Here is a 26,020-nt window from a genome sequence, read left to right on the forward strand (position 1 = left end):
TCCATGAATAGCCCTGTCATTCCACCTCGCGCAGAAGCCCCTTCGGACAACCCGAATCCGCCGGTCCCCGGCGATTCGAGCGATAGCGCGCCGGCTTCCACCGAGGCGCCTCCGAAGTACATCAAACCCAAACGTTGGACCGTCTTGCTCATGGCCGGCGTCGCGCTGGCCGCGATTGTCCTGATTCTGTCCGCCTGGAACCTCGGTCCGTTCAAGACCGCGGTCGTGGAAACCGACAACGCCTATGTGCGCGGCGCCGTGACGGTGCTGGCGCCGCAGGTGAACGGCTATGTGGCCGAAGTGCTGGTCAAGGATTTCCAGCACGTCAAGGCGGGGCAAGTACTGGCCCGGATCGACGACCGCATCTACCGGCAACGGGTCGAACAGGCGGCGGCGCAGCGCGAGACAGCGGTCTCGGAACTGAACAACGCGACCCAGACCGAGGCCCAGAACGCCGCCTCGCTGGCCGCGGCGCGCGCCAACCTGGTGGCGGTGCGCGCCGAAGAGGCCCGTGCCAGGGCCGAGCTGGCGCGGGTCGAGGAACTCGCCGGGCGCGGCTCGGTGTCGCTCAACGAGCGCGACAAGATCCGGACCGCCGCGCGGCTGGCCACGGCCAACGTCCTGAAAGCACAAGCCGAAATCGATATCGCCGGGCAGACCGTCAAGTCCACGCAGGTGGCGCGCGGCGGGCTCGAAGCGCAAGTCAAGACCGCACAGGCGCAGTTGGCGCTGGCACAAATCGATCTCGACAATACGTTGATCAAGGCGCCGCGCGACGGCCAGGTGAGCGAAGCGTCGGTGCGCCTGGGGCAATATGTGACGGCCGGTTCGCAGCTGCTGTTCCTGGTGCCGGACAGCCTGTGGATCGTCGCCAACTTCAAGGAAAACCAGACCTGGAACATGCGCATCGGACAAACCGCCAGCTTCGCGGTCGACGCCTTCGAAGGCGCGGTGTTGACCGGCCGCGTCGAACAGATCGCGCCGGCGACCGGGTCCGAGTTCAGCGTGCTGCGCCCTGACAATGCCAGCGGCAACTTTACCAAGGTCGTGCAGCGCCTGCCGATCCGAATCGCGATCGACCCCGGCCAGCGGCTTGCCGAGCGCCTTCGTCCGGGTATGTCGGTGCTGATCAAGGTCGACACCGCGGCCGGCCGGGAGCGCGCCCAATGAACGCGCCCGGACACAGCGCCAGCGCACTCCAGCGTCTGGCGGTAACCGCGCTGGCGGTCGCCGCGCTTGCGGGCTGCGTGCCGGCCCAGCGGCCGGCGCCGGCGTTGTCTCAGTTCGCCGTTCCGGACGGCTGGCGCGATGGTCCCGCCGCGCCGCAGGCGGTCGATCCGCAATGGTGGCGCGGCTTTGGCGATCCCGCGTTGGACGCCCTAGTGCAGGCAGCCTTGACGCACAACAGCGATATCCTGGTGGCGGTGGCGCGGGTCGATGAAGCGCGCGCGCTGTCGCAGGTAGCGCAAGCGGCCGGCCGGCCGGCACTCGACGCCGTGCTGGGCGCCCAGGCCGACCGGGGTCCTGGCGCAGCCGGTCCCGCGACCACGCGTGCGGCGCAGGCCGAACTGCGGGCTAGCTGGGAAATCGACTTGTGGGGCCGCCTGAGCCAGCAGGAACGCGCGAGCGCCCTGCAGTATCAGGCGACCACGGCCGAACGCGACGGCGTGGCGCTCGGCGTCGCTGCCGCCACCGCCGAGGCGTATGTGGGCCTGCTGGCGCTGGACGCGCAGTTGGCCATTACCCGCGCCACGGCCACATCGCGCGCCGAGGCCTTGCGCCTGGCGCAAGACCAGGCCCGGATCGGCTATACCTCGCAGCTCCAGCTGACTCAGGCGCAGGCGGAATACGAAGCCGTAATGGCCGCCATTCCCGAGCTGGAGCTGGCATTGCGGCGCCAGGAAAACGGCGTGAGCCTGCTGGCCGGGGAGATGCCGGGCGCGGTGGCGCGCGCGGCGCGCCTGCAGCAGTTGCGCACGCCGCCACTGGCCGCGGCGCTGCCTTCCGACCTGCTGGCGCGCCGGCCCGATATCGCCCAGGCCGCACTACTGCTGGCCGCAAGCGACGCAAGCCTGGCGGCGCGCCGTGCCGAGTTCCTGCCGCAAGTGGCGCTCAGCGCCAGCCTCGGCAGCCTGTTCGCGAACGGCCTCGACTACGATCCGGTGACGTTGTGGAGCGTCGGCGGCAGCGTGCTGGCGCCCATCTTCTCGAGCGGTCGCCTGACGGCCCAGGTTGATGCCGCCACGGCGCGCCGTGACCAGGCAGCGTTTGCCTATCGCGGCACCGTGCTCGCGGCCTTTAACGAAGTCGAGGATGCGCTTGGCGCCGTGGCGCGCCTGGAGCAGAAGATGCAGCATGTCCAGCAGCGCCGCGCCATCCTGGAACGCTCGCTCGGATTCGCCCGCGACCGCTACGACGCCGGCTATGTCGCCTACCTGGAAGTACTGGACGCCCAGCGCAACCTGTATCAGGCCGAACTCGAGGAACTTGGGCTGCGCCAGAACCAGGCCGTGAACATGGTCGCGCTGTACCGGGCGCTGGGGGGCGGCTGGTCGGCGCCAGACAGCGCCGTGGCTGCGGGCATGCCGTAGCACGCCTATAAACCAACATCCTAGTAGGCCTCGATGGTAGTGCCTTGTCCGGGCTGGCCCTGGCGCGAGCCGCCGGCCTGGTGCCGGCCGTACCCGCCTCAGTGCGCCGGCCCACGCGTCAGGCGCGCTTCCGTCAGGTCGAGTTCGCGCACCAGTTCCCCCAGCACCACGTCGTCGATGTCGCGCGCGCGGCGCAGGCGGTACAGTTCGTCGCGCTCGGCGTGCAGTGCCGTCAGGCGCAGGCTGCGCTCGGCCTCGGCTTGCCGCCGGAAGTCGGCCACGCTTTTGGCCGACGCTTCTCCATAATCGAGCCGGCTGCGATACACGTCGAGGACGCGCATCGCCGCTTCGGCACGCATGGCGTCGGCGTGGGGATCGGCCAGCGGTTCGGCGACCAGCGCTTCGATATGGCGGATCGCCGCCTCGGCCGCGGCAATCTGCACGTTGCTGTCATGTTTGGCCGGGGCCGAGGTCGGCAGGTCGCCGCCCAGGCCACGCGCCAGCAGCGGCAGGCCGACGCTGGCGGCCAGCAGCGAGAGCAGGATCACGCCCATCGCCAGGGTGATGGCCAGGTCGCGCCCGGGGAAGGGCGTGCCGTCGGCCATCGCCAGCGGCAGTGTCAGGATACCGGCCAGCGTGATCGCGCCGCGCACCCCGGCCATGGCCGTTACCGCCATCAGGCGCAGTTCCGGCATGGCGTGCGTCTTGCCGTGGCGCGCTGCGTGAAAAACCGTCAGCTTCAGTGATAGCCAAACCCAGGTGAAGCGCAACGCGGCCAGCATGACCGTGATGACCGCTGCGTAGCCGAGCAGGCGCCAGGCGCTGCCGACCCCGGCCGCCGCCGCCACCTGCGGCGCACTGGCCAGCATGTGCGGCAACTGGGCGCCCAGCAGGACGAAAATGGTACCGTTCAGCGTGGCCTGCACCGTGTCCCAGACCGCGGTGCGCTGCATGCGGGTAGCGGCCAGCCGCGGACCGGCGAGCTCGCCGTAATGCATGCCGATGCCGGCCACCGCTGCGGCCAGGATGCCCGACACGTGCAGGTGTTCGGCGGCCAGGTAGGCGGCAAAAGGAATAAGCAGGCTGATCAGGATCTGCGTGGCCGGGTCTTCGCCCGCGCGCCGCACCAGCAGGCGGTTGAGACGGGAGACGGCCCAGATCACGGCCACGCCCACCAGCAGGCCGCCGCCGGCGACGGTAACGAAACTGAGCGAGGCCTGGGGCAGCGAGAAGACGCCTGTCAGAGCCGCGGTGACGGCGAAGCTGAAGCAGACCAGTCCACTCGCATCGTTGAGCAGCGATTCTCCTTCCAGGATGTGCATCAGGCGCGAAGGCAGCGGAGCATTCGCAGTCATGGCGCCTACCGCCACTGGATCGGTCGGCGACAGGATTGCGGCCAGCGCAAAGGCGACCGCCACCGGCAGCGCGGGAACCAGCCAGTGGACGAAGTATCCCAGACCGACGACGGTAAACGCGACCAGGCCGATGGCCAGCGCGAGGATGGGCTTCCAGTCGTGGAAGAAGGCGCCCTTGGGAATGCGCCAGCCGTCCAGGAACAGCAGCGGCGGGATGAACAGCAGCAAGAAGACGTGCGGATCGAAGGTGATGGCGACATTGAATCCGCTGGCGAGCAGGGCGCCGACCGGAATCTGGACAAGGGGCGCGGGGGCCTTGAACGGCAACAGCCGCACGATAAAGGCACTGGCAACGACGGCCAGCAGCAGCGCCAGGACGATGGTGATGATATGCATGAGAAACCTCCTGACGCGCATCATAACAATCCGTAGCGAAGCATGGGCTTCAGCAGCATCCTTCACCCGGCGCTACCCCGTTGCTGCCGGGTCGACCGGTCTGCAATGCACGCGCCTTAACGTTGATCAACCGGTCGGCAGTCTGCGTTGTGTATGTCGGCTTGGAAGCCTCAGACCTTATCGGGTTCTGTCAGCGCCGTTTCCTGTTGGCCATCATGCGGCTTGTCATGCAGTTTTGGTTCGGATACTTCTTCAGTACATTTACAGTAGTGCTTATGCGGCTTGAGGTTGGTAATCGGTTCCTTTGGTCAGCATTGCCCAAGCGATGCGCGGGGTCTTATTCGCTAACGCCACTGCGGCGATATTCGGGTGCCAGTGGCCGGATCGCGTGGGTTGATGTCAGGTTGGACATCGGCCAGGTTATTGAAGCCGACATACATGTCCACGGATTCCGTGAGTTTGTAATTGAACCGGAGGTCGACATAGGTCGCTGAATCGAGCTTGTTCAAGTCCGGGGACAAGTTGTTCGGTTCCAAGAACGCCTTTGTCGCCCTGCGGTAGCGAAGTTGCGAGAACACATCGAACCGCTTCGTCACGTTGTACGTCCCGTTGACTGAGATGCGCCATTTGGGAAAGAGCGGACGCTCCACGAATTTTTCGATAGCGCCGCTCGAGTTCTTGACGTCGTAGCGTTCCAAGTAGTTGGCGAAAAAGGAAAGGTTCAGGCCTGTCCGCGAGTAGTCGAGCCCTAGGTCAACGCCAGGTTCTGTCGCATTAATTTTTTTAGCAGAGTTGGCATACGACATGTGAACTCGTGCTCGTGATTCGACACGACCTGTTGTGGTCCAAATTTCAAGATTTTGCTTAATGCGACAGAACCTTGTTCGTAGGCCTTCGTTTTAGCGTTCGGACGCCAATGTCCAGCCCAAGGACAGACCCTGTACCTTCACCGCACAGCATTCTTCCCCGATCAATGCTGAAAGGTCGCGCAGGAGTGCATCGCATAAAGACATACCAAATCCAAATGAATGTTGGAGTGCCTGCTGTGACAGTCGACTTCTGGCCGAAATCGGACCTTCAGCCTAAGCAGTGTACGAGTGTCGTTAGCTGTTCGGCAAGGCCCTGGCAAAGAATCGGAAATGGTGGAACGAGAGTAGGGGATGGGTGTGAGGTATAGTTATCCACATTTTCTGTGGAAAACTTAGGTTCGTGGAGGGTACGACCCGGTCTGCATGCGGATGTTGTCGGAATGCCTGCGAAACGAGCAGGGTACTTAGGTAAGCGGGTTCTAAGCCAGTATGTCGTCCCAGTCATACGTTCGGCGGCCCGAGGTGCTGCTAAGCGCAACCCGACGCGTTGAGATCGACGCACAAATCTCGTTCATGTCTGATAGTGCTAGCCGACGGGTCTGATACCAGAGCCAGTAAAATACCTTGCCTCTACTCGACATTAGCAAAACTATTGTCGATTTAGAGTAGTTTTCCGCCACCAATAAGCCCAAGTTGTTGCGTCGCCTGGCAATTCCAGGCCAAGTTTCGATGAAACAGCAGTCACGTTTTCTCCCGTCGCCGCTTCTCTGCTGCATCCTCGTTTCGTGCGAACTGCTTCGCTGCTTCCTGTGCAATGCGGCGCTGGCGCGTCTTCGCATACAATTTCGTAGTCATGATATTGACGTGTCCGAGAACGTCCTGGACCACTTCCATTGGCACGTTGTCTTCGACGGCGTTGGTGGCGTAAGTGTGCCGGAAAGCATGCGGCGACGTTCGTTGTAGCTGAATGATTTCGTCCTGGGAAAACGCCGGCATTTCGTATAACGACAGCGCAGCAGCGAATGTGCGTACACGACGCAATGCGGCGTCGACGACATAATAAAGCGAGTTGACATGATAGCTGTTGCCCTGCTCGAGCTCGGCCAAGGCTTCTTCGGTTCCCATCTCCTTGGCGCGTTGTTCGCGTGCCTGCCTCTTTGCCTCGGCCTTCGCTACCGGCGTGACGATTGGTGCGATCAGGTAGCCGCGTCTGGTCGGGTCGTCGAAGTTAAGGTGTCGGTCGCACCAGTGCGCGCGCAGAGCCTCTTCAGTACGGCTATTGACCGGGACGTCGCGCTCGACCTTCCTCTTGCCTTCGACAGTGAGCATCCACACGCCGGCCGCATCTGGACTAGGGATGAAGTTGGCACGCAGGGCGCTGACGACTTCTGCTCTGCGCAAGCCGGAATCGCCCATCAGCAGCAACGCCGCCAGCGCGACTCGGTCTTGCCGGTTCGCTTCGACTTCCACCAGTCGCTGCAAGATTTCGACCACGGTTTCCCAGGTGTCGCGGCGCAACGCCCGGTCGATCTTCATCAGGTGTTTTCGCTTCGTGACTGCGGGATCCTTCACGGTCACCCACGGGTTGCCTCCCAGGTAGCGCACTTTGATTAACCAGTCGAAGGCGCTGCGCAGGATAACGACCGCCAGGCGTTGCGATTGCGGCTGCATGGGCTTTTCGTCGAACGGCCGCCAGCGCTCGGTGTTCCTGGGCGCACGCGGGCCGCAAAACCGAGGATCACGGTGCTCATGCAACGTCGGTGCTAAACTCTTGAACAGCAGTACCAGTAGTAGGAACGCCAAAAGAAGCGAGCCTCCGACAGTGCTGCTACGCTTAAGCAGTCCTCTCAAGCCGGTGGGGAACTGGATGTTGGAGCGGGCAATTAACAGCGATGGCAGCATGCCGAGCAAGCCGATCCTAGTTGCCATCTGCCAGCTAATCAGCTCAGCCGCTTCGCGGGTATCGGTTTCAAAGACGTTCTGGATCATCGCTTTATCGATCACGATACCGTAGGTCGCAATGAAGTGGCCTGTCGCGGAAGCCACCAGCACGAGGGCCATCAGCACCGGCTTAGCGACATAACGGAAGCTAACCAGTGTCAAGCAGGCATTGAAAAATAGGACGACGATTAGGAACGTGCCCACCAGCATGGGAAGGCTGGCCAGCGAGACGCCACCGACAGCGCGTGCCAACACGGCCCAGAACGTTACGTTGCCGAGGCTTGCTAGCAACAGCGCCACGACCAACACGAGCAGGGACGCATCGATACGTTTGGCAAATAATTTGTCCAATTCACGTCCTTGTTAATGGTGCAGCGGAGGCCACTGCAGTGCTTCAAGGATAGAAAGGACGACCTCAAGTCACTGTCAAAGCGACGTTAGGGTGGCGTGAACGGCATAGAAAAAGTAATCGTGATGCGACTGCTCCATGTGGCCGGGTTTCGTATACGCGCGACGCGTTCAAGTATTAGCAGAAGCCCTTGACCGGCGGCAGCCCTAGTCGGTGCCGACCAAAACCGCTCGATGGGATTTGCAGCGTGCCCTCGATCGAGCCCCTTCGAACGTAAGGACATTAGCTATATTTTGTTCATCTGGTATATGAACTTCTCCCAGTTGCCTAGGGAAGCACTGGTTTATTCTGGTGATGGAATTGGTAAGGTAAAAAAGCGGCCGGCATGGCTTCGGCGGTCGCAGCTGACCACAGCTATACCGGGTGGTATGTCGAGGATTTAGAACGAAGCAGGGTGTTTTAATACAGGCCAAGACCGCCGCCTTGAATAGATTAGTTCTCCCCTAGGGACGAAATGATCAATTGAGAATCTGGGCTACTCGGGTTTTCAGGTGGCGCGATAACTGCCCAGTTTCGATCTCGTTTTCAAACATCGAAACAGCCAGTCTTGCACCAACGTGGTCGCAAACCCAAGGCTGCGCGGTGTTGTTCGAAGCGGTCAGTGCCATTGTTCGATCAACGAGTCGGCGCGCCGTATCTTGGATATCGTTTGCGTTATCGACTGCATCGCCCTCCAGGCCAAAACCTTGCCCTGAATGCCACTGTCGAGGCAGTCTAGGCCGGCGAACAGAGCTGTGGTCTCGCCGTCGTTGCCAGCGAAGTGCGAAATTTGGTCCGGCGCTCGACACCGGTGGCCCGAAAAATCAAAGGATTTGTTGCAATCGCGAATGGCGCTGGGTCAATCAGGTAAACTGCGGTGCTCAAACCGAGCACAAACCGATATGCTGAGCTTCAAGAGATGATTTTTCGAGGGATGTCATCTTGATCTGCATCCATTGGTATTCGGCCTACCCGTAGAGTTATCGGCACATCGAGTTGATGATCGTAGAGCGTGGCATGCCAGCCGAGCATTTATTGATCAACGGATTGGCAATTCATTTCCTCCGGATCATCGAAGAGACTGGCAGCGGTAACCGCGGTCAGCAGACGATGACATTTGTGAAGGCGGGAAGTATTGGTGAATTTGCAAACCTGACGTATTCATGGCGGGCAGCTATCTATATGTCAGCTTGTCCGGGAATCTCAACACGACCGTGCTAGCCTGAGGTGATTGCGGCTGCATCCCGTTGCCTGATCTGATTGGAGTTCGTGCCAAGCCATTCCAGATCATATTCGCGCCTTTGCTCGGCGTGGAACTGTGGTTACTCCACCTATATTTGCCATAGAAAATTCAACTGGCATTGGACACTAGGGCTGCCACGCACAGCAATCTGGGATAGATGGCGTTGGTCATCCATGCCGGCAGCGGACTCACCCGGCCGGCCCTGCTCGACCGGGATTTTTTCGTCTTACAATGCATGGATGCATATCCTAATCGTAGAAGACAATTCCGATATCCTCGCAAATTTGTATGGCTTTCTAGAACCAAAGGGATATACGGTCGATTCCGCCCGTAATGGCTACGGCGGGCTCGCCCTCGCCTCTGAAAACCTGTATGACGTCATCATCTTGGATGTGATGCTTCCCGGGTTGAACGGCCTCGAACTGTGCCGGAAGCTGCGTTCCGAGCTCCGTGCATCGACACCGGTCTTGATGCTCACGGCGCGTGACAGCCTGCTCGACAAGGTTGCCGGCTTTGACAGTGGTGCAGACGACTACCTAGTCAAGCCTTATTCCTTGGTAGAGCTCGACGTTCGGCTGAGAGCCTTGGTGCGTCGTGCCGGCGGCTCGGTTCCGGTCAACCGCGCGCTGCGCTTTAACGGACTAGTCTTCGATCCCGATATGCTCGATGCTTCTCGCGACGGCAAGAAAATCGTGCTTACCAAGACAGGGTATGTCTTGCTACGCTGTCTGATGAGTGCCGCGCCGCGGATCGTGCCACGCGAAGTTCTCGAGCAAGCTATCTGGGGCGATAACCGCCCTGACAGCGATGCCTTGCGTACGCACATCCACGCGCTGCGCCAGGCGCTCGACAAACCTTTTGCTTTCCCCATGGTCCATACTGTTCCTGGAGTCCGCTACAGGCTTATTCTTCCCGATGCGCCAGGCTGATTCGTTAAGCAGGCCGATCGTCGCACTACCATCGATGTATTGCGCGACATCGCGGGAAGCGGGGCCTCGATATGGCGATGCTGTATTTCTCCGATCACGCAGATTCTCTCGGAGAAAACAACATGTACCGCCTCTGGTGACGAGCACTAGGTACTCGTCGTTCGCCTTAATTCACTCGAGGATATCTTTCTTCACCGGTACGTATCGGTAGGGCGCGCGATCAGCGGCCTCATCGCAGCTTTTACGTACCGACGAGGCATCGAGCAGAACCCAGCTGCGCCGATGGGCTTCGCCGAGAACCCGTTTCTTCGTCAGGTCGAAGCAGCGTATCGCTAGGTCGTCAGAGAGCAACAGCACACGCGTCGGATCGGCGCGCATCCAGCGCCACGCATTCCATTCCTGCCGGGGCAGAGGCGCCAGATAGCTGAAATGGACCAGGGGCCGTTCTGCGAACAACAGGAACTGTTCTTTGAACTCGAGCATGCCTACTTCCGTTTCGGGAGGAACGCGCCGTTCGAGTTCCTGCATGATTGTACGCGGCGTCCGATGTGTGTTTAGGATGGGCCATAGCCAGAAAGAGACGAACAGCCAGACCAACATGCTAGCCAGGGCGAGCTGTTCGAACAATGCACGTTTGCGCAACAGCCAGACGCTGCCAGACAGCGCCAGTCCAAGTACCAACAAGCCCGGAGCCAGCACCGCGACGGCGTCGGCATAGTCGTCCGCCCGGGAAGGCAGATGCTCTGGAGCAAGCAGCGCGACCGTCGCGAGCAGGATCAGGAGCAGACCCATGAGCGCTAGCGCCGCACGCAACAGAACAGTCGCCATGTGGCGCCCTTCTGCGGGTGCCTGTTCCCATACATAGGCGAGCGCCAAGGCGAACATCGGCAGCGCGGGAAGGATGTAGACCTCGCGCTTGCCGGGGCTGATAGAAAAGAAGAGCAACACTAGCGCAACCCAGCTCAGCAGTACGCGCAGTGCGGCGCTAGACGTCCAAAGCGTCCTAATGCGGCGCTGCTGCAGCAGGAACAGCGCCGCCAGCGGAAACCACATGCTCGGCGCCGCAATTGTCAGGTAGTAGTGCCAAGGCTTGATGTGATGCCAGGCATTTGCATAGCGTTCAGCAGTTTGCCTGAGCAGGATATTGTCGCGGTAGGCCAGTAGTTCCGGACTCTGGATGCGTTCGACTGCCATCCACATCGGCACCAGCCAAAGCGCCACAGTGGCCAGCAATAAGGCTGGCCCCAACCACGCGCGCCTGCACCAAGCCTGCTGCCCAGACACAGTGGCAGGGATGCGCCAGATCGCCAGCGGTATCAGCATCAGCACCGGCAGGAAACCAACACCCTTGGTCACGATGCCCAATGCCATGGCCACCCAGCTGGCGGCATACCAACCCCAGGCCGGACCGAGCAGAAAATGACGGAGCAGTCCGTAGCATCCGAGCGTGATCCAGAAGCAGACTGTCGCATCGATTTGCGCGCCCTTAGCCTGGAGCAGGAACTGTGGCGTGAACGCGAGGGCAAGCACTGCCGAACGCCCGACCTTCTCTCCCCACAAGCGGCGACCCAGGTCGAATACCAGCCACAGCGTGCCCAGCCCCGCTAGCGCACTGGGCATCAGGAAAGCGATTTTCAGCTGTCCGGTCAGTTGGTAGAAGATCGCGATCAGCCACATGAAAACTGGCGGCTTGTCCGGATAAAACTCGCCGCCGCGCGTGGGGAACAACCACTGGCCCGATTCCACCATTTCGCGGGCGACTTGGGCAAAGCGCGGCTCATCGGCAGGCCAAGGGTCGCGCAGGCCAATTCCGGCGAACAGTACTACGATCAGTAGGGCTGTGATCCACGGCCACCAGCTTGTGTCTTGCCTAGCATTGAGATTGGATTGGACTTGCATGCATTTGTCCTCGGATTTCTTGTAGCCGCTGCTTGAAGCCATGATGGTAGAGATAGAGCACGAGCGCCGTGGACAGCACCAGCATCAACAGGCTGATCCAGAGCTGCTGCTCGTCCTGCACCGCCAGGCCTGCGCCGACAAAACTGAACAGCAGCATTTGCGGCAGGTAGCCTAGAAGGCTGCCCCAGAACACTGCCGGTATGCTCAGCCTGGCCAAGGCCACTGCGATATTGGTCGCCAGGTTGCTGCCGATTGGCATCAGGCGCACCGTGCAAATCCACAGCCAAGTGTCCTGCGCGAGTAGCCGGCGGATGAAAACCACGTGTTCGCCGTGGCGCTTGAGCATGAGCTCCATGCCGATATTGCGCACCCAGTAGATCGCGAGCAAGGCGCCGAATCCCGTGAGGGCGGTGCTCAGCAGCGCACCTGCTAAGCCTTCCATCAGGTAACCGCAACTGAAGGCGAGCAGCTGGCGCGGACCACCGAGTGCAGTATAGACGACGCCGGTGATCACGAAGATAGGCCAAGCGACCGCCCAATGCCGCTCGAACAGCCGGTTCAATAGGTCCATTTCGGAGAATGATCCCCACCAATGGAAATGGAGCGAGGCAAAGCCCAGCGCTAGCAGGCAGGTCAGAAGCAGCGGCTTGAACAGCAGATTTAGTTCGGTTTTCACTGTCGTACTTCCATGCGTTCGATCAGCGGCAGCTTGCTGCGTCGGATTAGCCAGCTCACGCCCCACATGTCGACGATACCGACCCACAGCCGGTTCCATGCAGTGTATTTCGATACACCAGCGGTGCGGTGCCGATGGTGTACCGGCACTACCGCGATCGCGCCGCCTAGGCGCTTGACCATCGCCGGCACAAACCGATGCATGTGATCAAAGTAGGGCAGGCCAAGCCAAGTTTCGCGCGGTACCAGCTTGAGGCCGCAGCCAGTATCCGGTACGCCGTCGTCGAGTATAAGGCGGCGCACGGCATTGGCGATGCGGGACTGAACTATCTTCCAGCGCGTGTCACGCCGGTTCTTGCGGAAGCCCGCAATGCAGAAATGCCGGTGCTTCCCTTCTAACGTCAGCCCCTGCGCCACCAATGCCGGAATGTCAGCTGGGTCGTTTTGACCGTCACCGTCTATCGTGACGAGAAAATGCCCGGCAGCGTGATGCGCGGCTGTCCACAGCGCCGTGCTCTGCCCGGCACTTTGCGCGTGGCGGATTAGCCTCGCAGGCGTGCCTGATTGCTGGCAATGTTGCAGGAACACAGCACCGGTGTCGTCGGTGCTTCCGTCGTCGACCAGTACTACCTCGTGGGAAAAACGACCGGCGAGGACGCGATGAATCTCGTTCACCAGATCCCCGATGTTGCCAGCCTCATTCTTCGCTGGAATCAACACTGAAATAAGGAATGGCTGCTTGTGGTTTTTTTCATCACACATGTTATTTGATGGTCTATGGAGAGAATTTTGGTCGCAAGTCGATCAGCATATGGCTGAATCAATCTTATATTTACCATCAGTATTCTGCACTAGTTCCGTTAAAACTATGTTAAATCACATTGCGAACACCAACTATTGTGACTAGCGCCCCCGCGCCGCACAAAGGAGGACAAGTGAGGACAACGGCATGCCTTAACATCCGTTACTGAGTATTGCATTAACGCAACTATGACGATCGACATTATTTAAAATATTGCCAAGTTAGCAATAAATCTAACATGGCTTGGTGATGTGACCATTTCTGTACTGGCTTTGCTCGCTTTGAGCCGGATTGCGTACGTGCCTGATTGCTTGGTCTGTTGCTTACCATGCGAACGCATCAGACTCAACTGACGGCACCAGTCCGTTGCAGAAAAAATGCTACGGCTTGTGTAGTGAAAATTTCACTCGGCACGAGTCCGTGGGATGTAATGGCCACTCGTACGATGAAGTAAAAATAAGACTTCTCGAAGATATGAAGCAAAGTGCGATTTCTAGCGTTGCGCGCTCCCCTACGTTTCAGGCAAAAATGCCGATTAGCAGAAAGGGCTCGAGTGGCTTACAGAAACTACTCGCCCGAGGACCAGCCTCGACCCAAAGCGATCGCCCGAGAACTGATATTTCTCGAATGCTACACTGCAGTTTTATTAAGCATAAATGGTCTCCTTGTCGAAGTTCAGCGCTCGATCCTAAAGAAGATTTACTCCAAAACGTTTGACTACAAATGCGAACGTACCAAAACAGATCAACGTGATCAATGCACACGCCCCCAAGGCCCCCCAGAACCCAAAACGTTGCAGCAGCCATGGGAAGGCCAGGAACATCGGAAGGGTTGGTACAACATACCAGAACGTGTACCAAGCGTGATTCGCAAGCTTGGTGTCCGGCTGGTTTTCGAAATGGAGCCAGAAAAGGGTGAGCAGCGTGATCATCGGAAGGGCTGCGATGAACCCGCCAAAGCGATCGCTCCGCTTTGCGGCCTCCGAGACCAGCACGACAACTGCCGCGGTAATCATGTATTTTGTGATAAGCCACTTCATCATCTGTCCTTAAGCATCGTTTTTCAAGAACTTCGTCGACATCTTGCTCCGCTGGACGTTGATACGGCAACGGGCGTGGCGAGTACTTGACGGAGAAACGGACGGTGATGGCCTTCTTGTCCGAAAACATGATGACCGCGACCGCTTGCTGCCTGGTGCAAGTTTAACGTGCCCCTTCACGACCACCGTGATGTTCGCGCCTGCCCGAGCGGCAGTCCGTCTTTTCCGTGCCTTTCAACAAAGTTCAGGTACCGGCTGCGCCTGCTTCTGGGCTTCCGTATACTAAATCCTGGCTCTCTGCTTCATCCGTAACACTCCTTTTGCTTACCCTGAGTTTAGTGTGATGCGTCGACCGGTTGAATCCAAGACCCGAAGCAATGGGATGGACTCCTCCTCCCCCTGAGGGCACGTTAGTGCCAAACTGGAGTCTCCACAGAACCGGTTTGGAAGAAGGAGTCCGCCATGAAGCTTATCCGCGTTGGAGTCGATTTGGCAAAGAATGTCTTTCAACTGCACGGCGTAGACCGCTCGGAAAAGACGGTCTGGCGGCGCAAGCTGGTCCGTGGTGATTGGATCAAGAAACTGCTTAAAAGGATTGAGCCGGGTTGCGAGATTGGGATGGAAGCATGTAGCGGTGCACACTACTGGGCCAGGATGCTGCAGGCACAGGGATATACGGTGAAGTTAATCGCTCCGCAGTTCGTTAAACCCTACGTCAAGAGCAACAAGAACGACGCAAACGATGCAGAAGCGATCTGTGAGGCGATGAGTCGGCCGAGCATGCGTTTTGTGGCCATCAAAACCGTCGAGCAGCAAGACATCCAGGCCGTACACCGGGTGCGCTCAGGTTTGATGGATCAGCGCAAGGCCAAGGCATACCAGCTGCGCGGCTTAGCGTCTGAATATGGATTGGTGGCATCGAAAGAACTGCTGCACCTGAGGTCAGCAATCCCGCGCTGGCTTGAGGATCAGGAAAACGGTTTGACCGAACGTTTTCGCCGGCTCTTGCATGGGCTGTGGCGAGATCTGAAGGCACTCGATGAAAGAATTGAAGAACTCGATCGGGAGATTGAACAGATTGCTCGAAAAGACCCGGCTGCTATACGCTTGCAGCAAGTACGTGGTATCGGGCCGCTGACCGCAACGGCTCTGCTGGCTACAGTAGGTGACGCCAAGCAATTTGCTAGCGGGCGCGAGATGGCTGCTTCGTTTGGGCTCACGCCCAAACAGAACAGCTCAGCTGGAAAAGAGCGATTGCTCGGCATTAGCAAGCGCGGCGATGCTTATCTGCGCAGTTTGCTCGTGCATGGAGCCCGAGCGGTCATCCGAACCGCACAAGCGAAGACAGATCGATTGAGCATATGGGTAATCCGCATTGCCACGGCCCGCCACCCCAATATCGCCGCAGTGGCGTTAGCGAATAAGACTGCGCGCATCGCTTGGGCAATGCTGACCAAAGGGACCGATTACCAACCTCAAGCCGCGTAAGCACAGCTGTAGAAGTACTGAAGAAGTATCCGAACCACGATTGCATGACAAGCCGCATGATGGCCAACAGGTCGAACCGGCGCTGATGAAACCCGATAACGTCTGAGGCCTTCGAGCCCGTCGAAGCGATAGGGAGTCAGCGCGCGAATAGCCCATCAGGGTCCAGCGCCTGAAGCAGGTGCAGTAGTACGAGACCGGATATACGTGAGCAGTCGTACCTCACGGCCTGAAAACGGATTGTTTGCAAACGAGGAGGAGTCCATATACGGACGGTCGCCTGACACTGGTCGAGAGAAACATTTGGCGTGCCCTTGCACCATGAGTTGAAGATTGCAACAGCCAAGCAGTGTCCGGGAAAAAAGCCTTGTTGACGTTCCGAAATTTTAGGGTTACGAGGGGACCCAGGAAGTTACCACGCACGACTATGTCGCAACCGGATCGCGCAGCGCCTGCTCCAGCGATCCGAGTTCCTGATCACTGCTGCAGACGCTGGCGGATCGAAACGGTTTCCATCTTGGACGTTCGGATATCGCGACCTGGGGGCTGGCCGAATACGCGCCCATATTCGCGCGTGAATTGCTGGACGCTTTCATAGCCCACGGCGAACGCTGCCGTGGCGATCGCTGCGCCATCTGCCAGCATGGTTCGCCGCGCTTCAATGAGCCGCAACTGCTTCTGGAACTGAAGCGGTGACAGTGATGTGGCCGAACGAAAATGAACATGGAAAGCAGAGACGCTCATGCCCGCTGCGTCGGCAAGCTGCTCCATGCGCAGCGGTATCCTAAAATTTGAACGAATCATCTCCACTGCACGCGCAATGCGTCCTGCATGGCTGTCGGTAATGCCGAGGGCACGGATCGCTCCGCCATGCTGGCCAGACAGCAGCCAGTAGTGTAATTCGCGGATGTGTTGATCACGCAGTACGGGAAGCGCTACTGGACGATCAAGCAAACACAGCAAGCGACGAGCAGCGTCACTAACTTCTACCTCGGTCGGATCGACGCGGATCGGCATTCCAGCAAGGAAGGGCGTGGATCCAATGTCCTCAACCAAGGTGCTAATCACCGCAGGATTAAGTTCCACGACAATGGGGTAATACGGTCTGTCGAGAGAGGCGCTGGTAATTTGACTGACCGTGGGCACATCAGCCGTGATGATGAGGGATTCGGCCGCACCGAAATCGAAGTCGCGCGCTCCCACGCTGACGCGTTTGCTGCCCTGCAGGACCAACGCGACCAATGGTTTCGATATCGCATATTGGAGCGACGTGGGGGCCGTTTCACGCAGGAGTACCAGCCCGGGAATGGGCGTTCGGGCAACCCCGTCGGCATCCACGTGTGTGTCCGCATAAAGACTTGCCACTTTCAATAAGGTCTTATTCATTCCTTCAGCTTAGCGAAGGCGCCCGTGGATGACAATGGAGAGCGCATGAATATGCACGTGTTTGATCCGGAATTGGACGATTGGGCAAAAAATGCGGCCAATTGCGCAACTTGCTCGCCTGGTCGGACGCCATGATGAGCATCTCTTAATACTCGATCTGAAGGGATCTGCCGATGTCCACTATTTCACTCGTTACCGGTGCAAGCCGCGGCCTCGGCCGCAATACCGCTCTTAGTATCGCCGGCCGGGGCGGCGACGTGATCGTCACGTATCGTTCGGGCGAGCGCGAAGCAGAAGCTGTCGTCGCCGAAGTCGAAGCACTGGGCCGCAAGGCAACCGCTGTTCAACTGGATGTGACCGATATTGCGTCATTCAACCGATTTTCCGAACAGGTCCGCGCCGCACTCACGTCGATCTGGGGCCGTACCAATTTCGATCACCTTGTTAACAATGCCGGACAGGGCGATATGGCAAGTATTACCGACACGACGGAAGCCCAGTTCGACGCCCTGTTCGACACGCACGTGAAGGGCGTTTTCTTCCTGACCCAGGCGTTGCTGCCGCTGCTGTCCGATGGCGGACGTATCGTCAATTTCTCCTCGGGTCTGACCCGGGTGTCATTTGCCGGCTTTTCTGCTTACTCTGCGGCGAAGGGCGCTGTCGAAATTTTAACTTTGTATATGGCCAAGGAATTTGCCAGCCGCGGCATCACGGCGAACACCGTTGCGCCAGGCGCGATCGAGACCGACTTCCTCGGTGGCGCCGTGCGCGATCTGCCGGACCTCAACAAGCAATTCGCGGGCATGACGGCACTTGGACGCGTCGGCGTGCCCGACGATATCGGGCCGATGGTGGCAAGCTTACTCGGCCCGGACAACCGCTGGGTCACAGGCCAGCGCATCGAAGTATCGGGCGGCCAGACCATCTGACCGTTCAACAATAGAGACCAGACGCTGCTGCAAATGCAGCAGCGTCGCTTGTTCATCAGGAGAATGACGTGCCGAAAATGTTTATTCATGCTCCCGCAGGCACCTTCGATCCAGCCGCGTGCCAGCGTATTGCAGCAGCCTTGACCGACCTTGGGCTCGCATGCGAACAGTTGCCTGCGTCGCCGTTCGTGCGCAGCACAGTTTGGACCTACTTCAACCACTACTCAACCGATGCCGTTTTTATGGGCGGAGAACCCGCGACATGCAGGATCGTCACGCTTCAGATATATGTGATCGCGGGCGGCCTGGATATGACTGCAAAAAGCAGGTTCATTCAGGAAGCCACTGCAATACTGGGCAAAGACACGAGAACAGGAAACCTGGCGCCTGTCTATATTCTGATTAATGAAGTTGCTGAAAGTAACTGGGGTATTTTTGGTGCCAATGCCGATCTCGTTGCTTTGCGCGCTTCGCCACACGATGCACCTGCCATTTAGTAATCGGCGCGGGAAGCCAACGTGTTGTTTAAGCAAGGTCTCAACGTCTGGTTCTGGCCGAACTCGGACCTTCACCCGATGCAGTGTACGAGTGTCGTTAGCTGCTCGGCAAGGCCTTGGCAAAGAATCGAAAATGGTGGAACGAGAGTAGGGGATGGGTGTGCGGTATAGTTATCCACATTTTCTGTGGACAACTTAGGTTCGTGAAGGGCGCAAGCCGCTCTGCATGGGGATGTTGTCGGAATGCCTGCGAAACGGGCAGGGTGCTTAGGTGAACCGCTTCTAGGCCAGTATGTTGTCACAGTCATACGTTCCGCGGCCCAAGGTGCTGCTAGGCGCAACCCGACGTCTTCAGATCGACGCACAAATCTCGTTCATGTCTGCTAGTGCTAACCGTCGGGCTTGATGTCAGAGCTGGAAAAATACCTTGCCTCTACTCGACATTAGTAAACCTATTGTCGATTTCGAGTAGTTACCGCCACCAGTAAACCCAAGTTGTTGCGTCGCTTGGCACTTCTAGGCCAAGGTTCGATGAAACAGCAGTCACGTTCTATCCCGTCGCCGCTTCTCTGCTGCATCCTCGTTTCGTGCAAACTGCTTCGCTGCTTCCTGTGCGATGCGGCGTTGGCGCGTTTTCGCATACACTTTCGTAGTCATGATATTAACGTGTCCGAGGACGTCCTGGACCACTTCCATTGGCACGTTGTCTTCCACGGCGTTGGTGGCGTAAGTGTGCCGGAACGCATGCGGCGACGTTCGTTGTAGCTGAATGATTTCGCCCTGGGAAAACGCCGGCATCTCGTTTAACGACAGCGCAGCAGCGAAAGCGCGTACACGGCGCAATGCGGCGTCGACGACATAATAAAGCGAGTTGACGTGATAGCTGTTGCCCTGCTCGAGCTCGGCCAAGGCTTCTTCGGTTCCCATCTCATTGGCGCGTTGTTCGCGTGCCTGCCTCTTTGCCTCTGCCTTCGCTACCGGCGTGACGATCGGCGCGATCAGGTAGCCGCGTCTCGTCGGGTCGTCGAAGTCAAGGTCTCGGTCGCGCCAGTGCATGCGTAGAGCCGCTTCGGTGCGGCTGTTGACCGGGACCTCGCGCTCGACTTTCCTCTTGCCCTCGACGGTGAGCATCCACACGCCGGCCGCATCCGGACTGGGGATGAAGTTGGCACGCAGGGCGCTGACGACTTCTGCTCTTCGCAAGCCGGAATCACCCATCAGCAGTAACGCTGCCAGCGTGACCCGGTCTTGCCGGTTCGCTTCGACTTCCCCAAGTCGCTGCAAAATCTCGACCACGGTTTCCCAGGTGTCGCGGCGCAACGCCCGGTCGATCTTCATCAGGTGTTTTCGCTTCGTAACTGCGGGATCCTTCACGGTCACCCACGGGTTGCCTCCCAGGTAGCGCACTTTGATTAACCAGTCGAAGGCGCTGCGTAGGATGACGACCGCCAGGCGTTGTGATTGCGGCTTCATAGGCTTTTCGTCGAACGGCCGCCAGCGCTCGGTGTTCCTGGGCGCACGAGGGCCGCAAAACCGGGGATCGGGAACCGCTAGGAACGTTCGATAGGCCAAGCAGTCCTCCGCTAGCATTGAAGAAAGGGGCTTGCGGGCAACGAGCGCGCACCAAAGGAGCAGGCGCTCAAGCTCCTTGCGGTAGGAGCGCTGAGTCTCTGGGGAGTCGTCGTAGCGAGCCAGAAAGGTGTCGACGGCTTCGAGGTCGTCGCGGGCGGCGATGAAGCAGAACGCGGGCGCGCGATTGATGCCGTCTACGCCAGCCAGGTACGGGGGCAGCTGGAACGTGCCCAGCGGCGCAATCGGGTTTAGTGCGCGCGGGTCCAGGAGTGGGCGCACTGCGGACACGGCGTTTGCCGGCGCTCGCAACTGGTGTGCGTCGATCTGCCCGAGATGCTCGGGCCACTTGCTTAACCATCGCACGATCGCGTCTGCGCGACGGGCACCGATCCGCGGTAAGGCGCGCCACCAGCCGGCGCCGCGGCGTTCGATGCGATTGACCAGCTCGCCGATCGTCGTGATGCCTTCTTCCCGTAGCAGCCTTGAAATCGTCGGCCGGAACCACTGCCCAAGACGGTGGTCGCGATGCGGTCCTGGGTTAGTCGCTTCGGCTGCCTGTACCAAGATGCCAAGCTGAGAGGTCGAGATATCGCGAGTCAAACGTGCCGTCTGCAAGGTCTTCGCGAACTCAGGGTTTCGCTCGATCGAGCGCTCGACGATGTGGTCGCGCATCCGCTTTAGATGGCGTTCCAATCCGTTTTCGACCTCGGGACTATCGGACGCGTAATACAGGTCAGCGATACGCGCAACCGGGATTCCGCTGCAGTAGGCGCGCAATGCGGCGTAGTCAGTGCGGTTGTAGTCAATGTCGGGAAGCGCGATTTTGCTGTGCTGTGCCATCTGAATCTTGGTATGTGGGTCGGGGGTTATGACCGTCTGGCCAGCAGAGCTGTCTGTTCGAAAGCTATGTCGGTTGTGTTGTCAGCGCATGCCGACGCTGCGCGCATGTTGTCCGCAGCGTCATTGTTTCACGAATAGTTCTTCATAGTTATCAATCACTTGCGACAGACACAGGTCACCAGCAACTGTTTCACGTGAAATTTTTGACCAAAAGTGCTTACGTGATTATAACAATAATCACGTAAGGGAAGTGCCTAACCGCTACGAGAAAATGCGCAGTGTGCGAGCGCTCGTACCTAAAACTCCGTACTCGGGGTACCTAAACCTACCGACTCTGCGTATAAGCCCCGTTTTCGCCGTCGAGTCTATATGTTTAGGTAAATCTTCATGGCTTACTCATCACGTCAACAGCTTTAGGTACAACGGAAGTGTTTTTGGATACGGAATCGCGTCGGACGTTCAGTTATGACAGACGAAACAACTGGGTGCAGCTCGCGGATCGGCGTGTGGGAATCGGGCCGCTAGCGTCAGGCCTGGCCTATTTGTCTGGCTTGCTTCGTGCGGGTCGCCGCCGACGAGACGCTGCGCGTGCCGAACCCAACTCTTCTCTGGCCGATGCCGATTTCAGCGCCTTTTGCTCAAGCCGTCCACGAAGCTCGGTCACTCTGGCGCGCTCGGCGGCAAGCTGGCTGCCTAGCGACGCACTCTGGTTCGCGCTTTCCGCAGCTTGGCGGGCGGCTCGGTCGCGTTCGTCGGACAGTAGTTCAGTCTTTGCTATATAGCCGCCGAGCTCCTGACTTTGTCTCGCAAGCTGGAACTGCGCCGCTTGCACCTGGTTCTGCATTCCTTCGATTCGGGCGGCAGATGCCTTGCGCTCTGCATCGAGCTGCTTCTGTAATTTAGACGTCGTCGTGCGCTCACGGTCCAGGTCAAGCAGTGTACGTTTTTCCAAGTCGGTGTAGCGTCTTTCGGCTTGGACAACGCGCCCCGTTATTTTGTCGATCTCGGTCACGTGTGCTGTGGACATTGAATCGATGAGGCCTTGCAGCCGTTCGATTTCTGCCAGCGATTCGACAAGCCGCTTCCCCGTCTCCCGCTCGACTGCTGCCCTCGCGCCTAGTTCTTCTCGCTGTTGCGCAACTGTCGCCTCAGCCGACGCAATCTGAGCGCGAGCGTTCTCGAACTGTGATAACAGTTGGGCGAATTGGTTTTCCAGTGTCGCCTTCTCGGCCAGTGCCGCTTCGCGCTCGACGACCACGCTCTGCTGCAAGGCTGCGATTGATTCGTCAGCCGCCTGGCGGGCCAACGACCAGATTTCCCCGACCAGTTGGCCGGCTGAATGCTTGACCTGGTCCGGCAAGTCCGCGTGCTGTAGGTCGACCCTGGCCCGTTCCCTGAGGTCGCTCCAGAACCGCCTCAGTGCTTCGTTTGGCACAGACATGCTTCCCTTACGAACGAATTGGTAGAGCGCGTTCGTGGTCGGCGTTAGGCCGTATCTAAAGAACATGATGCTGCAGGCTTCCCGATACAGATCCGGTAATCCCCCCATTTTAGGGTTCTACGCGGATAACGGGGGAAGACGGGGTTGACGATCTGAGCAGATGGTGGCGGCGGAGGTTTGATGTTGGTAGATTGATAGTCGCCAAACAAGTCAATCTATCAAACCACCGCCATGCTCAATGCTATGTCGTCTCTCCCGTTTTGGGAAGGTCATATTGTCGATGCCGTCGAGGAACAGGAAGATGGGTCGCTGTTAATCATTCTTGATACCTGTCCGGCAAGTGATGCCGTCTGCGGGGCGTGTCGCCAGCCTTGTGCCCTAGTGCATGAGCGCCGAAGGCGTAAGGTGCGCGATCGCGACGTTCTGGACAAGCGTGTCTGGCTCGATGTGCCGGTGCGGCGACTGGACTGCCATCACTGCAATGCACGGGTGGCCGAGCACATTGTTTGGCTCGACCGCCGGTCGCGCATCACGCACCGCGTGCGCCTCTGGGTCGAGGCGCTGGCGCAGTTGCTTCCCATTGCCCATATAGCCCGGCTAACTGGCCTGCACTGGCATACCATCAAGGACATCGATCACCAGCGCTTGAAACACCTGCATGGTGACTTTTCGGCAGAAAGCGTACAGCGCCTGGTCATGGACGAATTCGCCCTGCACAAGGGACACCGGTATGCCACTGTCGCCCTCGATGCCGAGAGAATGCGGGTGTTGTGGGTTGGGGAAGGCAATAGCCGGGAAGCGATCCGACCATTCTTCGAGCTGCTGGGAGAGCAAGGCTGCCAGCGCATCAAAGCCGTCGCCATGGACATGAACACGGCCATGGACCTTGAAGTTCGCCAGCAATGTCCGAACACAGAAGTCGTCTATGACCTGTTTCACGTGGTAGCGCGCTTCGGCCGCGAAGTGGTCGATCGGGTTCGTGTCGACCAAGCCAACACCTTGCGCGCCGAACCAAAGGCCCGCCAGGTCATCAAGCGCAGTCGCTGGCTGTTACTACGCAACCGCGACAACCTTAAGGCCGAACAGGCCATCAAGCTCGAAGAACTGCTCGCTGCTAACCAGCCCTTGGCAACGGTCTACCTGCTCAAGACCGAACTGAAGGAAATCTGGTATTCGCCATCAGTTCGGGAAGGTGCTCGTCGATGGAAAACCTGGCTCAAGCTCGCCTTGGAAAGCCAGATCGCACCGTTGATCCAGTTTGCCAAACGCCTGGCTAAATACCGACGTGGCATCCTCGCTTCTGCTATCTATCCGATGAGTTCATCGATCCTGGAAGGCGTCAACAACCGCATCAAGGTCATTAAGCGCATGGCCTACGGATTTCGGGACGCATCATATTTCTTCTTGAAGATCAAGGATGCGTTCCCCGGTAAAGTGCGATGAACCATTTTTAGAGCACGCTAAAAGTAGAGGTTAAGCGGCAAGTGCCAGTTTCTGTTTTGGCGTGATACCGCCGAGCGCCATGTTAGGCCGTTCGTAATTGTAGGTCCACAGCCAGTTGGTGGCAAATTCCTGGATCTCGTCGAGGCTTTCAAACAGGTGATGGGCAAGCCAGTCATAGCGAACCGTCCTGTTGTAGCGTTCAACGTAAGCGTTTTGCTGGGGCTGCCCGGGCTGGATGAAATCAATGCGGATGCCTCGCTTGGCCGCCCACGCCAAGGTCACTGCGCTGATGTATTCAGGACCGTTGTCGCACCGGATCGCTGCCGGCTTGCCGCGCCATTCGATGATCCGGTCAAGTGAGCGTATCACGCGTTCGGACGGCAGCGAGAAGTCGACCTCGATGCCCAGTCCATCGCGGTTGAAGTCATCGATCACGTTGAACAGACGGATGCTGCGCCCATCGGCGAGTTGGTCGTGCATGAAGTCCATCGACCAGCTCTGGTTGATCGAGGTCGGTACCGCCAGCGGCAGCGGTTTTTCGCGCACCAGGCGATGACGCGGCTTGATGCGCAGGTTCAGCTCGAGCTCCCGGTAAATCCTGTAGACGCGCTTGTGATTCCATTTGAAGCCTTTAACGTTACGCAGATACAGGAAGCACAGCCCGAAGCCCCAGTTGCGCTGGTTGTTCGTTAGCCGCACGAGCCAGTCGGCAATCAGGACGTTTTCCGCGTCCAGCTTAGCCTTGTAGCGGTAACAGGTCTGGCTGATGCCAAAGGCGTGGCACGCCAGCTTGACTGTGGCTGACCGCTCCAACACGGCCCATTGCGCCATCTCCCGCCGCTGAGATGGCGCTACCATTTTTTTGTGAGTGCCTCCGCGATGATCTCGGCCTTGAGACGTTCTTCGACGTACATCTTCTTGAGGCGCCGGTTTTCCTCCTCCAGCTCCTTCATCCGTGCCATCAACGAGGCGTCCATGCCGCCGAACTTTGAGCGCCACTTGTAGAACGTGGCGTTGCTGATGCCGTGCTCGCGGCACAGTTCCGGTACCGGGCTGCCGGCTTCGGCTTGCTTGAGGATGGCAATGATCTGGCTGTCGGTAAAGCGGGACGTCTTCATGTAGAGCTTTCTGTATCTTAAGTAGAAAATTCTACTTCTGATCGCGCTCTTTTTGTGGGGGGATTATCGTGCGCGAATATTACGGCGCCCGCGTGGCCAACAAGGTGGCGCGCACCATGGTTATACCTCCTCACCGCGAGGGCGGCCAAGCCCAGTTCATTGAACAACCGGTAGCCGCGTCCACCCAGGATGCGCAGCTCAACATCCTGCTCGACTACCTTCGCCACAACCTCGACCGGACACACAGCATCGACGACTTGGCAGAGCGCATCGCCATGAGCCGTCGCACCTTTACCCGCCATTTCAGCAAGGCAACCGGCATGACGCTGGTCGAATGGCTGGTCAATGAACGCCTTCACCAGACGCGCGAACTTCTGGAAACGACATCGCTGTCGATCGACAGGATTGCGAGTATGGCCGGGTTCCAGACGCCAACCTCATTTCGCCAACACTTTAAAAAGCGGTTTCAGGTCAGTCCCAGAGACTGGCGAAAGACATTCAGTGCTATGACATAGCGAGATGTGCTGTCCGATAAGCACATGCTAGTTCAACTATTCTTCAGGGCTACGTTGAACAGACGCCCACGTCAAAGGTCTGCTTTGAATCCAAGGTCGAAAGCGGTCGGTCGAATAGGTCGAAGAAGCCCGGAGGTTGTGTGCAACTTTATCTTTGCAAGAACGCCGACATGTTTCGAATTCATGCAATTCGTGTCAAACTCTATTTTGGTGGCGTCGGCCGAGAAATTCGCAAGTTGTTGTTTTTGATAAAGAAGTTGTGTCAAACTTTATTATTCGTGCACACCTATGCGGACTTGGTGCGCTAGCAATGTCGTTGCGTTATATGCTTGATGTGCCATTCGTACGGCGCCGTTTTGTAGGCGTTGCCGGCGCTCAGCGCCGTTATCGCACGGCTGGTTTCGATGCGACGGATATTCGATCGAGCTGTCCGCGCAGCTCAAGGACCGTCGCGTGCCCTGCGGCAAGCGCCATGTGCAGCTCAGCTCTCTGCAGTTCACTCCTTGGAGCTGATTTTGCTAAACGGTCACGTTCATCAGCGAGCAGTTCGAACAATGCCATGCAAGTGCCAAGCTCCTGACCCTGCCGCGTAAGCTGGAGCTGTGACGCCTGAACCTGAGCTTTTATATCTTCGATCCGGGCTGCAGAAGCGCGGTGCTCGGCTCCGGGTTACTTTTGCAATTTGATCACTACTGTCCGCTCACGGTCTAGATCCTCAGTCTTTGCT

Annotated in this window: 20 protein-coding genes and 1 pseudogene; 8 read left to right on the forward strand and 13 right to left on the reverse strand. The window is 58.6% G+C overall.

Annotated features, from left to right (window positions below; translation table 11 throughout):
* Positions 1 to 3 precede the first annotated feature (3 nt).
* The gene (locus AC56LV_RS22725) at positions 4 to 1,170 is read left to right on the forward strand and encodes an HlyD family secretion protein (RefSeq protein WP_499561004.1); all 1,167 of its coding nucleotides are present in this window, start codon (positions 4 to 6) and stop codon (positions 1,168 to 1,170) included.
* Positions 1,167 to 2,591 (forward strand): efflux transporter outer membrane subunit, encoded by a 1,425-nt coding sequence (locus tag AC56LV_RS22730; protein WP_499561006.1) that lies wholly within the window; start codon positions 1,167 to 1,169, stop codon positions 2,589 to 2,591. Before AC56LV_RS22725 ends, AC56LV_RS22730 begins: the two co-directional genes overlap by 4 nt.
* Before the next feature lie 98 nt (positions 2,592 to 2,689).
* Here AC56LV_RS22730 and AC56LV_RS22735 read toward each other — a convergent pair whose 3' ends face one another.
* From AC56LV_RS22735 to AC56LV_RS22750, 4 genes and pseudogenes are all read right to left on the reverse strand, one after another.
* On the reverse strand, positions 2,690 to 4,342 hold the full coding sequence (locus AC56LV_RS22735) for a Na+/H+ antiporter (protein ID WP_499561008.1): 1,653 nt from the start codon (positions 4,340 to 4,342) through the stop codon (positions 2,690 to 2,692).
* 273 nt (positions 4,343 to 4,615) lie between these two features.
* Positions 4,616 to 4,726, reverse strand: a pseudogene (locus AC56LV_RS22740) (IS110 family transposase); the annotation flags it as partial.
* The gene (locus AC56LV_RS22745) at positions 4,687 to 5,148 is read right to left on the reverse strand and encodes a TonB-dependent receptor domain-containing protein (RefSeq protein ID WP_499561010.1); all 462 of its coding nucleotides are present in this window, start codon (positions 5,146 to 5,148) and stop codon (positions 4,687 to 4,689) included. The pseudogene AC56LV_RS22740 and the gene AC56LV_RS22745, both read right to left, overlap by 40 nt.
* A gap of 744 nt (positions 5,149 to 5,892) precedes the next feature.
* Positions 5,893 to 7,443, reverse strand: coding sequence for a phosphoethanolamine transferase domain-containing protein (locus AC56LV_RS22750; protein WP_499561012.1), 1,551 nt, complete (start codon positions 7,441 to 7,443; stop codon positions 5,893 to 5,895).
* A gap of 1,519 nt (positions 7,444 to 8,962) precedes the next feature.
* Here AC56LV_RS22750 and AC56LV_RS22755 point away from each other — a divergent pair.
* Entirely contained in the window at positions 8,963 to 9,652 is a 690-nt protein-coding gene (locus AC56LV_RS22755) for a response regulator transcription factor (RefSeq protein ID WP_499561014.1), read from the forward strand.
* 171 nt (positions 9,653 to 9,823) lie between these two features.
* Here AC56LV_RS22755 and AC56LV_RS22760 read toward each other — a convergent pair whose 3' ends face one another.
* The 4 genes from AC56LV_RS22760 to AC56LV_RS22775 form a co-directional block, all read right to left on the reverse strand.
* Positions 9,824 to 11,551, reverse strand: coding sequence for an ArnT family glycosyltransferase (locus AC56LV_RS22760; protein WP_499561016.1), 1,728 nt, complete (start codon positions 11,549 to 11,551; stop codon positions 9,824 to 9,826).
* Positions 11,523 to 12,227: a TVP38/TMEM64 family protein gene (locus AC56LV_RS22765; RefSeq protein WP_499561018.1), complete on the reverse strand. Its 705-nt coding sequence runs from the start codon at positions 12,225 to 12,227 to the stop codon at positions 11,523 to 11,525. Before AC56LV_RS22765 ends, AC56LV_RS22760 begins: the two co-directional genes overlap by 29 nt.
* Positions 12,224 to 12,988 (reverse strand): glycosyltransferase family 2 protein, encoded by a 765-nt coding sequence (locus AC56LV_RS22770; protein ID WP_499561020.1) that lies wholly within the window; start codon positions 12,986 to 12,988, stop codon positions 12,224 to 12,226. Before AC56LV_RS22770 ends, AC56LV_RS22765 begins: the two co-directional genes overlap by 4 nt.
* A gap of 728 nt (positions 12,989 to 13,716) precedes the next feature.
* Positions 13,717 to 14,067, reverse strand: coding sequence for a DUF3147 family protein (locus tag AC56LV_RS22775; protein ID WP_499561022.1), 351 nt, complete (start codon positions 14,065 to 14,067; stop codon positions 13,717 to 13,719).
* 462 nt (positions 14,068 to 14,529) lie between these two features.
* Between AC56LV_RS22775 and AC56LV_RS22780 the strand changes: the two genes are divergently transcribed.
* Positions 14,530 to 15,555 carry an IS110 family RNA-guided transposase gene (locus AC56LV_RS22780; RefSeq protein ID WP_499561024.1) on the forward strand — a complete coding sequence of 342 codons (1,026 nt, stop codon included), beginning with the start codon at positions 14,530 to 14,532 and terminating at the stop codon, positions 15,553 to 15,555.
* A gap of 474 nt (positions 15,556 to 16,029) precedes the next feature.
* Here the strand turns inward: AC56LV_RS22780 and AC56LV_RS22785 are convergent, their stop codons facing one another.
* Positions 16,030 to 16,938 (reverse strand): AraC family transcriptional regulator, encoded by a 909-nt coding sequence (locus AC56LV_RS22785; protein ID WP_499561026.1) that lies wholly within the window; start codon positions 16,936 to 16,938, stop codon positions 16,030 to 16,032.
* Between the two features lie 173 nt (positions 16,939 to 17,111).
* Between AC56LV_RS22785 and AC56LV_RS22790 the strand changes: the two genes are divergently transcribed.
* A complete protein-coding gene (locus tag AC56LV_RS22790) occupies positions 17,112 to 17,867 on the forward strand; it encodes an SDR family NAD(P)-dependent oxidoreductase (protein ID WP_499561028.1) in 756 nt (251 codons plus the stop codon).
* A 77-nt stretch (positions 17,868 to 17,944) separates the two neighbouring features.
* Entirely contained in the window at positions 17,945 to 18,364 is a 420-nt protein-coding gene (locus AC56LV_RS22795; protein WP_499561104.1) for a tautomerase family protein, read from the forward strand.
* A gap of 543 nt (positions 18,365 to 18,907) precedes the next feature.
* Here the strand turns inward: AC56LV_RS22795 and AC56LV_RS22800 are convergent.
* Complete coding sequence (locus AC56LV_RS22800) at positions 18,908 to 20,776, reverse strand: site-specific integrase (RefSeq protein ID WP_499561030.1); 1,869 nt, start codon at positions 20,774 to 20,776, stop codon at positions 18,908 to 18,910.
* Between the two features lie 538 nt (positions 20,777 to 21,314).
* Positions 21,315 to 22,325, reverse strand: coding sequence for a DNA-binding protein (locus tag AC56LV_RS22805; protein ID WP_499561032.1), 1,011 nt, complete (start codon positions 22,323 to 22,325; stop codon positions 21,315 to 21,317).
* 135 nt (positions 22,326 to 22,460) lie between these two features.
* Here AC56LV_RS22805 and AC56LV_RS22810 point away from each other — a divergent pair, with 135 nt between their 5' ends.
* The gene (locus tag AC56LV_RS22810; protein WP_499561106.1) at positions 22,461 to 23,660 is read left to right on the forward strand and encodes an ISL3 family transposase; all 1,200 of its coding nucleotides are present in this window, start codon (positions 22,461 to 22,463) and stop codon (positions 23,658 to 23,660) included.
* Between the two features lie 30 nt (positions 23,661 to 23,690).
* Here AC56LV_RS22810 and AC56LV_RS22815 read toward each other — a convergent pair.
* Positions 23,691 to 24,778 (reverse strand): IS3 family transposase gene (locus AC56LV_RS22815; protein WP_499561034.1). Its coding sequence is split into 2 segments (ribosomal slippage): positions 23,691 to 24,526 and positions 24,526 to 24,778, totalling 1,089 coding nucleotides; the frame shifts between segments, so codons are not numbered across the junction.
* 68 nt (positions 24,779 to 24,846) lie between these two features.
* Between AC56LV_RS22815 and AC56LV_RS22820 the strand changes: the two genes are divergently transcribed.
* A complete protein-coding gene (locus AC56LV_RS22820; protein ID WP_499561036.1) occupies positions 24,847 to 25,293 on the forward strand; it encodes a helix-turn-helix domain-containing protein in 447 nt (148 codons plus the stop codon).
* A gap of 384 nt (positions 25,294 to 25,677) precedes the next feature.
* On the opposite strand, the gene AC56LV_RS22825 is transcribed toward AC56LV_RS22820, so the two are convergent.
* Entirely contained in the window at positions 25,678 to 25,854 is a 177-nt protein-coding gene (locus AC56LV_RS22825; RefSeq protein ID WP_499561038.1) for a hypothetical protein, read from the reverse strand.
* Positions 25,855 to 26,020: the final 166 nt, after the last annotated feature.

It is taken from the genome of Telluria sp. RB2R28, from assembly GCF_059685835.1.

Coding starts and splice junctions, on each gene's coding strand:
- AC56LV_RS22795 (WP_499561104.1), top strand. CDS start 17,945: ATGTTTATTCATGCTCCCGCAGGCACCTTCGATCCAGCCGCGTGCCAG.
- AC56LV_RS22755 (WP_499561014.1), top strand. CDS start 8,963: ATGCATATCCTAATCGTAGAAGACAATTCCGATATCCTCGCAAATTTG.
- AC56LV_RS22770 (WP_499561020.1), bottom strand. CDS start 12,988: ATGTGTGATGAAAAAAACCACAAGCAGCCATTCCTTATTTCAGTGTTG.
- AC56LV_RS22790 (WP_499561028.1), top strand. CDS start 17,112: ATGTCCACTATTTCACTCGTTACCGGTGCAAGCCGCGGCCTCGGCCGC.
- AC56LV_RS22745 (WP_499561010.1), bottom strand. CDS start 5,148: ATGTCGTATGCCAACTCTGCTAAAAAAATTAATGCGACAGAACCTGGC.
- AC56LV_RS22775 (WP_499561022.1), bottom strand. CDS start 14,067: ATGAAGTGGCTTATCACAAAATACATGATTACCGCGGCAGTTGTCGTG.
- AC56LV_RS22805 (WP_499561032.1), bottom strand. CDS start 22,325: ATGGGGGGATTACCGGATCTGTATCGGGAAGCCTGCAGCATCATGTTC.
- AC56LV_RS22725 (WP_499561004.1), top strand. CDS start 4: ATGAATAGCCCTGTCATTCCACCTCGCGCAGAAGCCCCTTCGGACAAC.
- AC56LV_RS22730 (WP_499561006.1), top strand. CDS start 1,167: ATGAACGCGCCCGGACACAGCGCCAGCGCACTCCAGCGTCTGGCGGTA.
- AC56LV_RS22800 (WP_499561030.1), bottom strand. CDS start 20,776: ATGGCACAGCACAGCAAAATCGCGCTTCCCGACATTGACTACAACCGC.
- AC56LV_RS22810 (WP_499561106.1), top strand. CDS start 22,461: ATGTCGTCTCTCCCGTTTTGGGAAGGTCATATTGTCGATGCCGTCGAG.
- AC56LV_RS22785 (WP_499561026.1), bottom strand. CDS start 16,938: ATGAATAAGACCTTATTGAAAGTGGCAAGTCTTTATGCGGACACACAC.
- AC56LV_RS22780 (WP_499561024.1), top strand. CDS start 14,530: ATGAAGCTTATCCGCGTTGGAGTCGATTTGGCAAAGAATGTCTTTCAA.
- AC56LV_RS22825 (WP_499561038.1), bottom strand. CDS start 25,854: ATGGCATTGTTCGAACTGCTCGCTGATGAACGTGACCGTTTAGCAAAA.
- AC56LV_RS22735 (WP_499561008.1), bottom strand. CDS start 4,342: ATGCATATCATCACCATCGTCCTGGCGCTGCTGCTGGCCGTCGTTGCC.
- AC56LV_RS22760 (WP_499561016.1), bottom strand. CDS start 11,551: ATGCAAGTCCAATCCAATCTCAATGCTAGGCAAGACACAAGCTGGTGG.